16 protein-coding genes, 1 tRNA gene and 2 pseudogenes are annotated in these 14,295 nt (G+C 58.7%); 11 read left to right on the plus strand and 8 right to left on the minus strand.

Annotated elements, in window-relative coordinates:
- Positions 1 to 4: 4 nt before the first annotated feature.
- Positions 5 to 565, minus strand: a complete 561-nt coding sequence (locus MUK72_RS00120) for a plasmid pRiA4b ORF-3 family protein (protein ID WP_244702451.1) — start codon at positions 563 to 565, stop codon at positions 5 to 7.
- Between the two features lie 109 nt (positions 566 to 674).
- On the opposite strand from MUK72_RS00120, the gene MUK72_RS00125 reads away from it, so the two are divergent.
- The gene (locus tag MUK72_RS00125; protein ID WP_244702453.1) at positions 675 to 1,139 is read left to right on the plus strand and encodes a hypothetical protein; all 465 of its coding nucleotides are present in this window, start codon (positions 675 to 677) and stop codon (positions 1,137 to 1,139) included.
- Positions 1,140 to 1,191: 52 nt separating this feature from the next.
- On the opposite strand, the gene MUK72_RS20545 is transcribed toward MUK72_RS00125, so the two are convergent.
- A complete protein-coding gene (locus MUK72_RS20545) occupies positions 1,192 to 1,491 on the minus strand; it encodes a DUF8137 family protein (protein ID WP_483306170.1) in 300 nt (99 codons plus the stop codon).
- On the opposite strand from MUK72_RS20545, the gene MUK72_RS00130 reads away from it, so the two are divergent.
- From MUK72_RS00130 to MUK72_RS00150, 5 genes are all read left to right on the plus strand, one after another.
- On the plus strand, positions 1,409 to 1,969 hold the full coding sequence (locus MUK72_RS00130) for a DUF7342 family protein (RefSeq protein WP_244702455.1): 561 nt from the start codon (positions 1,409 to 1,411) through the stop codon (positions 1,967 to 1,969). The two genes, MUK72_RS20545 and MUK72_RS00130, sit on opposite strands and share 83 nt — an antisense overlap.
- Positions 1,962 to 2,402 (plus strand): toxin-antitoxin system TumE family protein, encoded by a 441-nt coding sequence (locus tag MUK72_RS00135; RefSeq protein WP_244702457.1) that lies wholly within the window; start codon positions 1,962 to 1,964, stop codon positions 2,400 to 2,402. The genes MUK72_RS00130 and MUK72_RS00135 overlap by 8 nt, the downstream gene beginning before the upstream one ends.
- A gap of 77 nt (positions 2,403 to 2,479) precedes the next feature.
- Positions 2,480 to 3,052, plus strand: coding sequence for a winged helix-turn-helix domain-containing protein (locus MUK72_RS00140; protein ID WP_244702465.1), 573 nt, complete (start codon positions 2,480 to 2,482; stop codon positions 3,050 to 3,052).
- 10 nt (positions 3,053 to 3,062) lie between these two features.
- A complete protein-coding gene (locus tag MUK72_RS00145; RefSeq protein WP_244702467.1) occupies positions 3,063 to 3,515 on the plus strand; it encodes a toxin-antitoxin system TumE family protein in 453 nt (150 codons plus the stop codon).
- 225 nt (positions 3,516 to 3,740) lie between these two features.
- A complete protein-coding gene (locus tag MUK72_RS00150; protein WP_244702469.1) occupies positions 3,741 to 4,625 on the plus strand; it encodes an MOSC domain-containing protein in 885 nt (294 codons plus the stop codon).
- Positions 4,626 to 4,678: 53 nt separating this feature from the next.
- Here MUK72_RS00150 and MUK72_RS00155 read toward each other — a convergent pair whose 3' ends face one another.
- Both MUK72_RS00155 and MUK72_RS20150 read right to left on the minus strand, forming a co-directional pair.
- Positions 4,679 to 5,119, minus strand: a complete 441-nt coding sequence (locus MUK72_RS00155; protein ID WP_244702472.1) for a zinc-binding dehydrogenase — start codon at positions 5,117 to 5,119, stop codon at positions 4,679 to 4,681.
- A gap of 81 nt (positions 5,120 to 5,200) precedes the next feature.
- Positions 5,201 to 5,332 (minus strand): hypothetical protein, encoded by a 132-nt coding sequence (locus MUK72_RS20150; protein WP_280518308.1) that lies wholly within the window; start codon positions 5,330 to 5,332, stop codon positions 5,201 to 5,203.
- A 53-nt stretch (positions 5,333 to 5,385) separates the two neighbouring features.
- On the opposite strand from MUK72_RS20150, the gene MUK72_RS00160 reads away from it, so the two are divergent.
- On the plus strand, positions 5,386 to 6,696 hold the full coding sequence (locus MUK72_RS00160; protein ID WP_343749942.1) for an RNA-guided endonuclease InsQ/TnpB family protein: 1,311 nt from the start codon (positions 5,386 to 5,388) through the stop codon (positions 6,694 to 6,696).
- Here the strand turns inward: MUK72_RS00160 and MUK72_RS00165 are convergent.
- Positions 6,586 to 7,218 (minus strand): NADP-dependent oxidoreductase, encoded by a 633-nt coding sequence (locus MUK72_RS00165; RefSeq protein ID WP_244702476.1) that lies wholly within the window; start codon positions 7,216 to 7,218, stop codon positions 6,586 to 6,588. The two genes, MUK72_RS00160 and MUK72_RS00165, sit on opposite strands and share 111 nt — an antisense overlap.
- Before the next feature lie 113 nt (positions 7,219 to 7,331).
- A tRNA-Thr gene (locus tag MUK72_RS00170) sits at positions 7,332 to 7,406 on the minus strand.
- A gap of 113 nt (positions 7,407 to 7,519) precedes the next feature.
- Between MUK72_RS00170 and MUK72_RS00175 the strand changes: the two genes are divergently transcribed.
- A complete protein-coding gene (locus MUK72_RS00175) occupies positions 7,520 to 7,804 on the plus strand; it encodes a hypothetical protein (protein WP_244702478.1) in 285 nt (94 codons plus the stop codon).
- Between the two features lie 155 nt (positions 7,805 to 7,959).
- Here the strand turns inward: MUK72_RS00175 and MUK72_RS00180 are convergent, their stop codons facing one another.
- Positions 7,960 to 9,855: a hypothetical protein gene (locus tag MUK72_RS00180; protein ID WP_244702481.1), complete on the minus strand. Its 1,896-nt coding sequence runs from the start codon at positions 9,853 to 9,855 to the stop codon at positions 7,960 to 7,962.
- 510 nt (positions 9,856 to 10,365) lie between these two features.
- On the opposite strand from MUK72_RS00180, the gene MUK72_RS00185 reads away from it, so the two are divergent.
- Entirely contained in the window at positions 10,366 to 11,463 is a 1,098-nt protein-coding gene (locus tag MUK72_RS00185; protein ID WP_280518309.1) for a glycosyltransferase family 2 protein, read from the plus strand.
- A gap of 111 nt (positions 11,464 to 11,574) precedes the next feature.
- A pseudogene (locus tag MUK72_RS00190) lies at positions 11,575 to 12,404 on the plus strand (IS5 family transposase).
- A 128-nt stretch (positions 12,405 to 12,532) separates the two neighbouring features.
- Here MUK72_RS00190 and MUK72_RS00195 read toward each other — a convergent pair.
- Positions 12,533 to 12,691, minus strand: coding sequence for a hypothetical protein (locus MUK72_RS00195; protein ID WP_244702482.1), 159 nt, complete (start codon positions 12,689 to 12,691; stop codon positions 12,533 to 12,535).
- A 115-nt stretch (positions 12,692 to 12,806) separates the two neighbouring features.
- Here MUK72_RS00195 and MUK72_RS00200 point away from each other — a divergent pair.
- A pseudogene (locus MUK72_RS00200) lies at positions 12,807 to 13,975 on the plus strand (ISH3 family transposase).
- Positions 13,976 to 14,295 lie beyond the last annotated feature (320 nt).

Here is a 14,295-nt window from a genome sequence, read left to right on the forward strand (position 1 = left end):
AGCGTTACTCGTCGAGGTCGGGGTACTGCGGGGGAATCGGGCCATACTTTTCGCAGACTCGTGGATCGTCGTCAAGAGATTCCTCGCGCGAGTCCTCGATCTCGATGACGTGTTCCCAGCCGTCACCGAAGTCGAACTGGTAGTACAGCCAGTTCAAGTCCGTGGGATCCAGATCGGCAATCGTGGTGTCGGCGGCGTTCCCTTCTTCGGGTGGATCGGAACGGAGATTCCGGAACCGCTCTTTCGCTTCCGCCGATGCGTCGGTAGCACCAACCTGGGAGATTGCTTGCTCGATTTCCTCAGGTTCCATCGGTGGCCAGCTCGGCTCTCCACCATAAGACTGTGGCATGACATACCGGCGAGTGGCCATACCCTCTTCGTCGTAGGTCATGAACTCATACATATGGGCGTCCCAGCGATCGAACGCCTCGAAAATTGCTTCGTGCAACTCTTCCAGCGTGTGAGTCTCGTCGACTTCGATATCGCACCAGACTTCCTCGTCCTCGCCGGGCTCGAACATCGGCGGGTTCGGCGCGAGTTCGATGCGAAGTGTGTAGACGGTCATATGCCCCCATCGGTCGGCTAGAACATGAGGATTTCCTCACCCTGGCCGCATTTCGGAACCGAGCACGAGACTTTTGCGCGTAGAGTGGTATCGATCCCTGAACAGCCCAATGCGTCACAGCCCAACCGAATTCAAGGCGGCGGTCACTTCGGGCGATTCGGATCGAGTGAATGCGACAATCGAGGAGGTGAAGGACGCAGAGATGGCCGAGTGCGCGTACCTGTTTGTCAACTCCATCGAAGTGTTTTCCAATTGCTATTATGTCGAGAACGGTTACCAGCGCCTCTCCGTGATTCGGTTTCTTCGGCAGCTCTACACGGCACATCTCCCGATCGCATATCGCGATCTCTTCTGGGAACTATTACTCGACGCAATCGTCGACGAGGACGGGAGAGTGCGGAAAGCCGCCCTGAAAGCGATGGACAAAGTCATCTTCTTCACCGGCTATCGTGAACAGTCGGTCGAGCCCATGCGAACCGACCTTGCGGAGATCGCCGATACACACGTCCCGACGTATTCGGAGATCCATTCGGCACTCAAAACCGCCGAGAAAAACACCGGAAAGCCGCTGTAGTGCACAACAGCTCGTAGAAGCAGGAAGCCCCGCGGCTTGACCGCGGGTGCGTTCACACGGCAAGGTCAAACAGCGACCATTCGTCGGGGAGGTTTCGCTCAATACCGACTTCGGCGACGAGATCTCGAATGCGGCTGACGACTTCCTCGTCCCACTCGAAGACGATTACATGGTTGCCTGGCCAACAGCCCGTTTTACGTGCAGGAATAATACAGTCGTCAAAGCATATATAACAGACTAGTACGTAGAAACTGGCAGAGCCTACTCCGATGACCGTCGATAACAGCCCTGACGACCACGACGAAGACCCACCGGAGTTCGATGCCTGGGAGAATCCGGAGGCTCTGGTCACGGATCAACCGATCCGGGAGCGAATGCTGGATGTCGTCTATCAACTTCGGGAGCCGACCCCAGTCGCAGCGATCGCCGATCGTGTCGACTGCGATACGGAAACTGCCCGCGATTATCTCGAGTGGTTCGCTGAAGCGGGGATCGTGCGCGAGCATCCGGGCCGCCCAGTTCGATACGAATCGAATCGATCGTACCTGCGGTGGCGACGCATCGAGCGGATCCGAACGCAGTATACCGACGCGGAGATCGTCGCCGAACTCGAAACAGTCCTCGGAGAGCTCGAAGACTACCGAGAACAGTTCGGGGTGACGGACCCGGATGCGGTGTCGCTGCTGGAAACAGCCGGTGCAAACGACGTTGGAGAGACGTGGGAAACGCTCTCTGCGTGGAAAACGGCCCAGAAGCGCGCAGAACTTCTCGATGCCGCCCGACGTGACGAACCCTCCGTCGGCGGAACAGTCAGTCGTATCGATGCCTGACGACGGAAACCGCGATGCAAGCGGGGATACAGCACCGGTAGACTACGACGTTCTCGATCGGCTCGGTCGCCGATTAGCGGGTAGTGAACGATTCGAGGCTGTGGATTATCGGCCGGAATATGCGCCGCACTCGATCGTGCTCAGGTACGATCACGGGTACTTTCCGACAGGGATCGAACAGGCATCCCTTCAGAGTCGGTGGTACGAGAACGACGATTTCAGTTTCCAGTACGTGGAGTACTGGGAAGCTGGTGACCACTGGGACTGTCGGTGGGACCGCCACCCGAACACGCACAACACGCGAGAGCACTTCCATCCGCCACCGGATGCAGCAACCCCTGGAATCGACGAGTCCTATCCAGACGACTGGCGAGACGTCGTTGTAGCGGTGCTTCAGGAACTGGATTCTCATGTCAAAGGGTTCTGGCAGTGAGTCCGTCTTTCGCAAACTCCGCAACCTCTCACCAGCTGAGACTAACATATATACGCGAGTGCATCATATTATCGGGTATGGGCGAGCACGATACAGAGTCAACTGGCGGTATTCCCCCAGACGGAGTCCCGTCGGACGAGACCGTTCGCCAAGAGCGTGAACAGTGGGATGAGGGAAAGACGGTCAAAGAACGCATCTACGAAACCGCACTCACGCTGCGCGAACCCACTCCCGTTTCCGTCGTTGCCGATCGAACCGAGTGTACACCCGAATCCGCGCGACGACACCTCCGTTGGTTTGCCGAGATCGGTATCGTCGAGCCAGTCGGTGAGGGACAGCCCGCACAGTTTCAGCGTAATCCCGCGTACTTTCGTTGGAAACGCGCCAACGAAGCCAGACGCACACATTCGGGCGATGAACTCGCGACCCAGCTCGAAACGCTGCTTGAGCGCGATCGCGCCTACCAGGACAAATACGACGTGTCTGATCCGGCGCAGGTGAGTGCGTTCGATATCGCCGACCCGGATGATCACGACGCGCTTGAAGCCATCTGGACGGATGTCAACGATTGGCTGACCGTCAGAGAGGATCAGCGCGTGCTTGAACACGCTCAGCGCCTCCAGCGCGAGCAGCAATCAGCGCCGGCGTGAGCCAGGTCGTATGATCGACGCAAACGCGCCAATCGACGAGGCGATTCTCAAAGCCATCGCCCGAACGCTTCGCACTGATGATCGAGTTGCGGAGGTGGTCCTGATCTCCGGTGACGGAACGTCTGAACACAAGCATCTCGCGGTGACGGTCGATCCAGCACGCTATCCCGCGTTCGTTCGCGAGGCAGATCTCAACATCCAGTGGTATCGCAATGACGGTTTCACTATCCAGTATACAGAGATCCACACCGACAGTACCGACGGACAGAACGTCTGGCAGTGTCGCTGGGATCGCCAATCGAGTACCCACAGCACTCGTGAACACTTTCATCCGCCGCCCGGTGCGGGCGAACCGACCGACAGCCAGTTTCCAGACGACTACCGAAGTGTCCTCTCGATGGTCCTCGCAGCAGTTCGAGCACGAATCGAGGAATGCTGGCAGGACTACGAAGAGACAGGATAGCGTGGTAATCGATTCTGAATATGATGGGATATCGAAGACGGCTCACTGATCAGTTCCGTTGGCAGGCGCAACGCGAGAGCAAAAGCTGTCCGACCGAACCCCACTGATTGCCGATCACTGTGGCAGTGCACGCAGACTATCGGAGGTTCGGCGACGGATTTCTGTGGTAGCGAATAGCATCCGCTGAGACAACATCTATGCGAGTTCGACCCCTTAGATCCTGTCATGGCAGCAGTCTCTCGAATCAGGCTGTACCCCGTCAAATCGTTGTCCGGTGTCGACGTCGACAGCGTCCCGATCCGTGACTCGGGGCGGCTGCAGTACGATCGAGAGTACGCTCTGTTCGACGAGGACGGCACCTACGTGAATGGACGACAGAACAAACTGGTCCATCAGATCAACACCACAGTCGACCTCGCGGCAAATTCGATCGACTTCGCGATCCACGATACGGACCGGACGTTTGCCTGCGACCTCGATGGGATCGACAGCAATCCGGAACTGGAGGCATGGTTGACGGACTTTTTCGACGAACCGATCACCGTCGAACAGGCCGCACAAACGAACTTCACGGATAGCGCAGGCGGTATCGCCCCGATCCGGATCACCGCCACGGGCCCGACACTCGTCGGTGAGGAAACGATGGCCGAAGTCGCATCCTGGTACGACGACCTCGATGCCGACGGGATTTTCCGGCGACTGCGGACCAACATCGCGATCGATGGCGTCGAGCCGTTCTGGGAAGACAAGCTCTACTCGAACACGCCGGCGACACGTCGCGATCCCGGCACTGGCGTGGAGTTCACGGTTGGCGACGTGACCCATTATGGAGTTATGTGCAAGCCACGCTGTGTCGTCCCGTCTCGGGACCCGGAGACCGGCGAACAGAAGCTGAATTTCACGAAGCGGTTCATGGAACAGCGAAAGGAGCGATTCCCCGATTGGGCTGACGCGGAGACGCTGGGAACGAACATGGACCGCGAGAATGCGGACGATTATTACTATTTGACGGTCGTCACACGGTTGCCATCACGCGAGGCCGGCAAGGAGATCGCCGTCGGTGACGAGATCACTATCGAAGGGGAAGTTCCCCTCTTGGAGACGCATTAGTCCTTCCTGCGTTTGCCTGTTTCATCCGGACGACGGCTTCACCATCGACGTGCCTAACTGTCGGTATCGCTGTCGGGTTCGAGGACGAGTTTGCCACGAGCGTGGTCGCTTTCGAGCTCTTCGTGAGCTGTGGATGCATCCGCGAGCGGGTAGCACTCCGCAATCGTTGGCGTGACGGCTCCGTCATCGATCAGTGTGGCGATCTCGGAGAGCGTGTCACCGTCAGCTTCGACACCGACTTGCTGGCTGTTGACGCCGTGGGCGTCGAGTTGCTCTTCGGGTGGTGCATCGAGCAAGGGTGTGATGGTCCCGCCCGCACGCAGGACCGAGAGCGAGCGCTCGCCTGTTTTGCCACCGATCGCATCGAGCACGAGATCGACTGGCTCGTCGGTCGCCTCGTCGAACTGGGTGGTCTCGTAATCGATGGCCTGGTCGACACCGAGATCGGTGAGGAACTGTTGGTTATAGCCGGCAGCGGTCCCGATGACACGCAATCAAGCGGAAGCCCACGAGTTTACTCGTGGGTCTGAGCGGACGAATCGGAAGAAAACAACCGGCTATTGCTATGCCGGGTCTCAATCGTCCTCAAGCTCATCAGCCGCGAGAATCAACATCCCGCGCCATGTCAACCCGTGGTCGTCCTTCGCGCGAGAGAGTCGTTCGTACTCCGATTCGTCCGGTACTTCGATATTGATGTACTTCGACACACGTACTACGAGAATCCATAGGTTTATGTTAGTTCCGGTCGTAGCAGTATCCAGTGAGGCGGACCAACACGTTCGAGGTGGTTCCTATGTCCGAGACGGACGAGGAGCTACTTCGCCGCGTGATGGATGCGACCGCTTCGCTGTGGAACGAACTCACCTACGAACGCCGCCAACAGTTCTTCGACGGCGAAACGGTGTGGGAGACCGAGGACTACCGGAAGCGGTACATCGGAGTCCTCGGCTCTGCATCGGCACAGCAGGCCATTCGGAAGAACGACCAAGCATGGAAAGGGTTCTTCGATTCGGACGAACCCGACAAAGGCTTGCCCGGCTACTGGGGGAACGAGGACGAGGGACGCGACCTCCGCTGGTACGGTCGGAACGACCAATACACGATTCAGTGGGGCGAACGTTCACGTCTCGAAATCCCCATCGGCAAAGCCCTCAAGGACGAGTACGATCTGACCGGGCGACTTCGTTTGGAAGTGCGCGGCGACCCACGGTGGGGCGGCGAACAGGGCCAGCTGGAGATACAGTATGACGAGCAACGCGACCAGTTCAGAGCCTATCAGCCGGTCGAGGTAGCGGATTCTCACCCCCGACTCGGAGCACCATTAGCCGACGAATCGGCTGCTTTGGATATCGGCGCAAACAACCTCGTCGCCTGTACGACCACGACTGGCAAACAATTCCTGTACGCCGGACGCGACCAATTCGAGCGGTTCCGGGCAACCACGCGAGAAATCGCCCGGTTACAATCAAAACTCCGCGAAGGCCGATACACGTCGAAGCGGATTCGTCGGTTGTATCGAAAGCGGATCAAGAGACGCGACCATATGCAGGATGCGCTTGCCCGCGACCTCATGGAACGCCTGTGCGACGAGGGTGTTTCAACGGTGTACGTGGGCGCGCTCACGGACGTTCTCGAAACGCACTGGTCGGTGCGAGCGAACGAAAAGACGCACAACTTCTGGGCGTTTCGTGCGTTCATCGACCGTCTCGAAACCACCGCCGAGGAGTTCGGTATCGAAGTAATCGAACGCACCGAAGCGTGGACCTCGCAGGAATGTCCGCAGTGCGGTTCGGTGGAACGAACCACCCGACATCAGGACACGCTCACCTGCGAATGTGGGTTCGAGGGACACGCGGATTTGGTAGCGTCCAAAACGTTCCTTCAGCGACACGCGATGGTAGCAAGGCCGATGGCACGGCCCGTGCGATTCGAGTGGGACGCCCACGAATGGGCGGAGTCGTCACACTCTCACGAAAGTCCCAAAGAAGCGCGCACAAACCCGCAAGTTGCTTCCGGAGGGTGGGGCGCTAATGCCCGACGAGACCCCACCGGAGGAATCCCACGGCTTTAGCCGTGTGGAGGATGTCAAGGTCGCACCGTGCTGCAGCGCAAGCTGCACGGCGATGTGGCCGACACCGCCGGCGGCCGCATGGATCAACACCCGGTCGTCGTCCTGCAGGTCGCCCTGTTCGAAGAGCGCTTGCCAGGCTGTCAACGCGACCATGGGGACGCCTGCGGCTGTGGGGTGATCGATGGTAGCCGGTTTTGCAGCGACGTCCGCCGCAGGCACCGTCGCGTACTCCGCGTAGGCGTTGCCGGCATCCGGAAAGCGAGCGAGACTGTAGACGTCGTCGCCGACTGCGAAGTCGGTTACTGAGTCGCCAACGGCGGCGACAGTACCCGAAAAATCCCAGCCAGGGATCCAGGGCAGTGGATACTCGATCTGCCCGTAGCGGGCAGCAGTGTCGACCGGGTTCAGGCCTGCGCCGCGAACGCGAACGAGGAGTTCGTCAGCGGTGGGTTCGGGCCGCTCGACGGATTCGTAGCGAAGCACGCTTGGGTCGCCATAGTCGTGGACACGGATCGCCTGCATTGTTTCGGACATGTGTTTCGGTGGGCGATACAGTTCGACTCCGGATATTCTTATTGGAAGGTGTTGTGTTTCCTACTGTTTATACGTCAAATCACGCATTGTCGTGTCGGAAAAACCGAGAGAGGAATTCGAACCCCCGACGTGCTCCTTACAAGGGAGCTGCTCTGGCCAGCCTGAGCTATCACGGCCCACTCTCTGTGGGTGATTGTCAAAGATAGTTGCCGCCATGAGATCATCGTCGATGGTCCATGACAGTCTTATTTCCTGAGCTATTGCTTCGTCATGAGGATGGTGGTTGGCAATGAGTGAATCCACATACATCCAGACCAAACTTTCGGGTGAAGAATACAACCACTTCAAATCGCTCGCCGACGAGCGAGGACTCTCACTCACTGCCGCACTCCGAGAAGCGGCCGAAGTATGGATGGAGCAGCAACAACAGGTCGATCCGGATGATCCGCTGTTCGATATTCTCGACCAGCTCGATCAGGAACCAATGCCGGAGAAACCACGCACGAATGCCGCCACAGAAGATGATTTGATCGATGACTGGGAGGGGGGCGACAGCCGGGATTCGGTGCAGTGAAAATCCCGGCCGCGAGGAGTAGATGACTCGTTCGATCGATACTGAAGTTATATTATTGAGGGTTCGACCGATACGGGATTCTGGAGGAGCGTGAGAGGCCCTAGCGGAAAGAAGAGCAACCCACTACTCCGTCAAGACATGAGAGGTCGTCAAAATCAACCATCGGTTTCGTTGGCCGGTTCGACGCGGTAAAGATCGAACTGGCCGTTCGCGTAGGTGTTGGCGATCCCGGGCGTCCTGTTGAGGTAGGCGAAATCGTCCTGTGAGAACTCGACACCACCGTACAGTTGCGTACTCGACTGGCGGTCGACAGCCGTTACCGGGAGATAGAACGGCTCGTCGGACTGTGTGCGGAGCTGTTGATCGGCGAAATGATAGGGAACGCGTAGATATCGGCCGCTGCCGCGTGGATCATCGAGCGATGCCTGGGGAATGTTCGATGCATTCGAGCCGGCGATACCGTCGCGATAGCGTTGGATCGGTGACCCGACGCTGGCGAACCCCGCATCGCTTGCCCCGTGGGCGAACGCGAACTCGTAGCCGTCCACCTGCCCCTCGGGAACGTGATCGGTCTCTTGGGCAACGTACGGCGAGCGAAACATCGTGAATGAGGAGACAACGAGCAACACGACGAAGCCGACGGCGAGGACACTGCGGAGGGGCACCGACGGGAGCCAAGTTTCGGCGGCAGCGCGTGCCTCCCAGAGGAAGACGGCACCGAGAATTGTTACAAAAACAAGGATGAAGCCGAGATAGCGGAAATATTGGATCGGAAGCCCGGCGAGAACATACAGTCCGGTGAGGATCGAAACGGGCACGAGTCCACAGAGCAGCGAGAGCACGACCGAGTAGCGGATGTTTCGTCGATTCGCTAGTTTCGAGAGGACGGGGACGAAGAGCGCGAGCACAGCGAAGATCCCGTAGACGATCTCAGCGGCGAACGTGCGACGATAGATCGCACGGACGGACACTCCGAGCACCTCTAGCGTGTTACTACGAGGAATGATTGGCTGTGATGGGTTGTCGAGCAGTTCGGCGATGATGGCATCGAACGAGTGTGTCGCAAGAAACGTACGGAGCTGGGCCGTGGTCTCGACACCGAACAACGTCGGGCCGATTTGGGAAACGCCGCGGCCGAACAGCGATTGGGTGCTGAGCCAGAGCCAGACGACGGCGAGGCCGACACCGGCGAGCACGACAAACTGGACGAACAGGCGCGCGATCGCTTTTGGGCTCGTGACTGTGCGTGTCAGCGGCTGGGCGACAAACTGTGTGACCAATACGATCCCGAGCAGGGCCCCGAAGACGAGCCCGTGTTGGGGGTGAAGGACGACGAGAAAGGCGAGAGTAATGACGAGCAACGTTCCGAAGGCAAGTCGGCGGTGCCGTCGCGTGTACGCAAGCAGGACGAAAGTCACGGCGGGTATGAAAAGGATAGCTTCGCTGGTCGGGATCGGCTGGAGCACCGGGAGATAGATGACGGCAATCGGAAGCAAGAGAAGCGCTGAGACGACGGCGATCGGGTCGATCTGTGTACGGGCGACGATCAGGCGCACACAGAGGGGTACGAACAGGACGAAGAGTGCAACGAAGGTCGGGACAGTAACTAAGAGTGACCACGTGAACGATTTCGTTGTGAGTGTTCCCAGAAGAGCGGCAAGGGTATGCATCCCCGGATAGATGGTGGCGGTGAGACCAACGATTCCGTGAGCGAGATCTTTCGTCGTCCCCAGATGGGACAGTGCATCTTCCGGGCCGAAGTAATAATAGCCGCGTATGAGCGGCAACGCGGCAAAGGCGACGATCGCAAGGCCAGCAAGCCACAGTGCCGTGACGCGGATTGATCGTTGGTGGCTGGCAAAGGCGAGGACAACCGTGGCTGCCAGCGCGACGAACAGCCCGATCCAGAACGCACTCGGCGTTGCCCGGTAGATCGAGAGCTCGTAGCCCGTTGCCGGCGTGAGGTGTGCGGCGAGGGCGGCGACGGCGAGCGCGATCGCTCCCGCCGCAAGCGTCGCCTTCGAGAGTCGCCGGTGAGTGGTAGCGTGCATCTGGAGATTTTGCCGTACCGTTGATGAGTTGACAGCGGTTGAGGTTTAAAAGATGTGAAATGCCGTCCGTCATAGCGATTCGGCAATTTGAGAGGTGCCTTTGATGAACTGATGTACTGGTATCTCTTCGTCGTGCAATTGAGACAGTTCAAGACGATCCGTGCAAAGCGATTTTGATTGGCGATGCAAAATACTAAGACACACGGCGTAAGACGTTCCATGTAATATATGCCATGCAGACATGTTCTCAGTTGGATGTCCGGAAAAAGAACACAGGTAGCATGAACAAGCAATTGATACACCCGTTAGATCCGGAGATGGGATACTCCTGTTCACAACCGACCCCGAGATCTACCACGGAGGGCTATTGGAGTGAATACTGAAGGGGAGACTTCAGTTATATCCGAAACGAAATCTCACCCAGCAGAGCCTTTAGAAACGGCGACGACTGGATCAAGCGAATACTTGCTTGGATACGATAGTGACGAGCAGCCAGTCTTGAGCGTCGTCATGCCGACTCTGAACGAGGAACGCGGCGTTGCTGAATGCATTGGTCGTATCAAGACTGCTCTTGACGATCTCGGCGTCACCGGCGAGATCATCATTAGCGATAGTTCGACCGATCGCACCCCGGAGATCGCCGCCGCGAACGGAGCGCATGTCGTGACACCCGATAAGGATGGTTACGGCTACGCCTACCAGTATGCCTTCGAGCGCGCTCGTGGGGAGTACATCGCCATCGGCGACGCCGACACCACCTACGACTTCGAGGAGCTACCGAAGCTCTACGAGTTGGTGGCGTCGGGTGAGGCCGATATGGCGATGGGGTCACGTCTGGACGGCGAGATCAAGGCTGGATCGATGCCCACGCTCCATCAGTACATCGGCAACCCACTACTGACGCGATTTTTGAACGCCTTCTACGATGCTGGCGTCAGTGATGCCCACAGCGGGATGCGCGTGATCAGTCGTGAGGCACTCGACGCACTCGACTGTGAGACGACTGGCATGGAGTTCGCCAGCGAAATGATCATGGAGGCCGGGGCGTCGGGACTGACGATCGCCGAGGAGCCGATCACCTACCACGAACGGGAGGGCGAGGCGACGCTGAGTAGCTTCCGGGACGGTTGGCGACACGTGCGATTCATGCTCGTGAATGCACCGGGCTATCTGTTCTCGCTGCCCGGCGTTGTACTCGGTATGTTGGGAGTGGCGATGATGGGACTGGTCGCAGGAAACGTTCAGGTGAACGGCGTGTTCTTGGGCGTCCACTCGATGGTGCTCGGGAGTCTATTGGCGATCGTGGGCTATCAGGTCACGACGCTCGGGGTGTTCGCGACGGTTGCCTCCGATCCGGTGAGTGCCGCGGACGACTACGTGTCGGGCTGGGTCCGGCGACACCTCCGGTTGGGTCGCGGTGCGACCGCTGGGCTGGTGTTGGTCGCCGCTGGAACAGTGTACGGACTGTTTCTGCTGAGTCAGTGGGCTGGGACCGGGTTCACGCAGCTACCGTTCGTCATTGAGGATATGGTGGCGTTTACGGCCGTGGTGCTCGGCTTGCAGACGCTGTTTTCGGCGTTTTTCATGAGCACGATTGCAGAGCGTTGAGGAGGTCTGCAACGCAGTGTTTCTAACTCTGCCATTCGGCTCTATTGAATCCGCCGACGGCGTCGGGGTGAGTCGTTAGAACGATTGAGATGAAGCGGAAGAGGAGTCTTTGTGCAGAAGATTCTCTTCCGCTTCGTCAAACAGGCTGTCTCGATTGCACGAAAACTTACTGATGCAGCGCTGATCCAGATCAGCGATCCTGCCGGCAACGGAGTTGCCGGCTGGAACCACGCCATCCTGCACTTTCTTCGTGAACACATGGACGCGACACTCGCCGAAGTCCTCGACTGGGCCGAAGAGATGGAACGTGTTCAAGCCGCGCTCGTCCTCGAGCGCGGCGAGTTCATTGGTCCATCTGCGTGTGCAAATCCCTTGATCGAGCGCCGATGGCTGTTTGGCGAGAGCTGCTCCGACTCTCGTCGGAGCTGCTCGATCAGTCCGGTCACGCTGCCATCGATGCCACCTACTTCGACCGCAGAGAAGCATCGAGCCACTATCTCAAGCGGTGTGATCGGGACGTACAGACCGTACAAGCGACGTTTCTCGTCGATACCGCGCAGGGCGCGGTTATCGACGTTCACTGTAGCGCGAAGTGGCCCAACGGAACGAACGTTGGCCCGCAGGTCGCCCTGCGGAACGCGGGCGACCTGTTCAGCCTCGCCGCCGACAAGGGCTACGACGACATGAGCTTTCGCGAGGCTCTCCGGGCCGAAGGCGTCCGTCCGCTGATCAAGCACCGTGTCTTCGCACCGTACGATCACGCGCATAACGCACGGATCCAGGACGAACTCTACAACCAGCGCTCGATCTGTGAGACCGTGAACTCGGTGATCAAGCGCTCGTACGGCTCCGCCGTCCGAGCGCGGTCATGGTATCGCCAGTTCCGCGAGATCACGCTCAGCGCTGCGGTCTACAACCTCGAACTGGCACTCAAACTGTGAATCCCGCTGCCCTCTGCGGATTCAATAGGGCCCTGCCATTCTCAATGATGTTGGCCGATACTGACAATCAGGACTCGCTTCGTCATTCTGACAAACTCGGATGCACGCGAAAGGCGGCGTGGGAGCATCTAACGACGTTTCACGATGGTGGCAGCATTGAGCGAAAGAAGGTCGGCGGTCGGGCAGTCGTATGGTGGCCCACCGATGATGAGCGCGCTCGCGGCGGCCCGGCAGACCCGTTGTTCGGATTTGTCGGGCTTTTCGACGGCGACAACGAAGCGGCGCACGTGCTCGTGAGCGCTCCGAAGAGTGGGACGAGGCCTTCGACGAGAAGATGATGAGCGGTAACGAGGATCAGTACCTCACAAAGCGGGTTAGGTGAACGGGCTGCTTGGTCGGTTGATGCAGCCGGACCAAGCAGCCAACGAACTCACAGAAGAGCAGGTGCTTAACTTTCTCGTCAACACTCTCGATGAGGAGATCGATATCGAACTCGGTGAGAATGCTGATATCGATTCTGAGGACATCTGGGCGTCCTCGTCGGCGCAACAGCCGACGAGGACTCAGTCAGTCATCTCTGCAGCATCTCAGAGGAATCGCCCCACGCCAACACGATTCTCCACCATTTCCGGACGAAGTTCGAGCTCGAAGAGCTCGAACGAGTCGGGAAGACACTCATCCAGCAGGATATCCTCGAACTACTTCCAGATCGGCCGGTGGAGGTCGTCGCCGACCTCCACCTCCGTCCGTACTACGGCGAGGAGTACGAATCTAAAGAGGAACTCTACAACTCACTCGCTAAAGCCGGAACGACGACGTTCCACGGCTATGCCACGCTCTACGCCCGCGTACGCAACAAGCGCTATACGCTGGCGGTGCGCCGTCTGACCGACGGCGACACCGCCAGCTCGATCCTTGCGGAACTACTCGGTGTGCTCGACGGCCTTGCCCTCGAAGTCAAGGCCGTCTACCTTGACCGCGAGTTCTACGATACGTACTGTTTGACGCTGCTCGCTGCCCACAACTACGCTTTCGTCATGCCGATCGTGAAGTGGGGCGAGAAGATTCAGAACGAACTGAGCACAGGCTGGAGCCGCGTGATCGATCACGACCTCCGAGGGAAAATCGACGGCCACACGTGGACCGTCGATTTTCCGGTCTACATCGACTGTACGTACCAGAAAGGGAAATATGACGAGGAGGGAGTGGCGCGTCACGGCTACGCCGTGGACGCGCCGTTCATCGAGACACCACGCCAAGCCAGGAAGTACTACAGCCGCCGATTCGGTATCGAATCGACCTACCGGCTGTCCGAACGAAGCATAGCGAATACGACGACACAGAATCCGGCGGTGCGGTTCCTGTACGTGCTGATCAGCTTCTTGCTCCAGAATGCGTGGCGGTATCTCCACTGGGAGTACGTGGCGTCGCCGCGCCGAGGCGCGCGACGCCTCTGGTCGTGGCGATTCGACGAATTCCTCGGAATGGTACGGAGAGCAGCGGAGACGGCGCTCGCCGTGCGTCGCGCCGTCCCCGCAAACAAGCCACCGGACGACCGCTTCGAGCGCTAATTCACCGACCAGGACCGCCGGCTCGGCGAGTGGCAACACCGTCGCGTCGGCGGCGTTCCGCCGCCGACTGCGACAAGTTTGATGCTCTCGGTGTCAATCTGCTTTCCTCAGCAGTTGCTCGGCACCGATTCTTCCACCAACTCACGTCTCAGAAGCACTCAACCGGCGAGCTTTGTGAAGTACTGAGGATGCCTCGACGGACGAAAACGAGGCATAGGATTCACCCGTGATTCTCGATTCGACGTTCATCCACGATCTGATTCGCAAAGACAACGCGGCGATCAACCACCTCACCGGATTGAGCGAGGCCGGAACGCTGG

It is taken from the genome of Halococcus dombrowskii, from assembly GCF_022870485.1.
GTDB lineage: Archaea > Halobacteriota > Halobacteria > Halobacteriales > Halococcaceae > Halococcus > Halococcus morrhuae.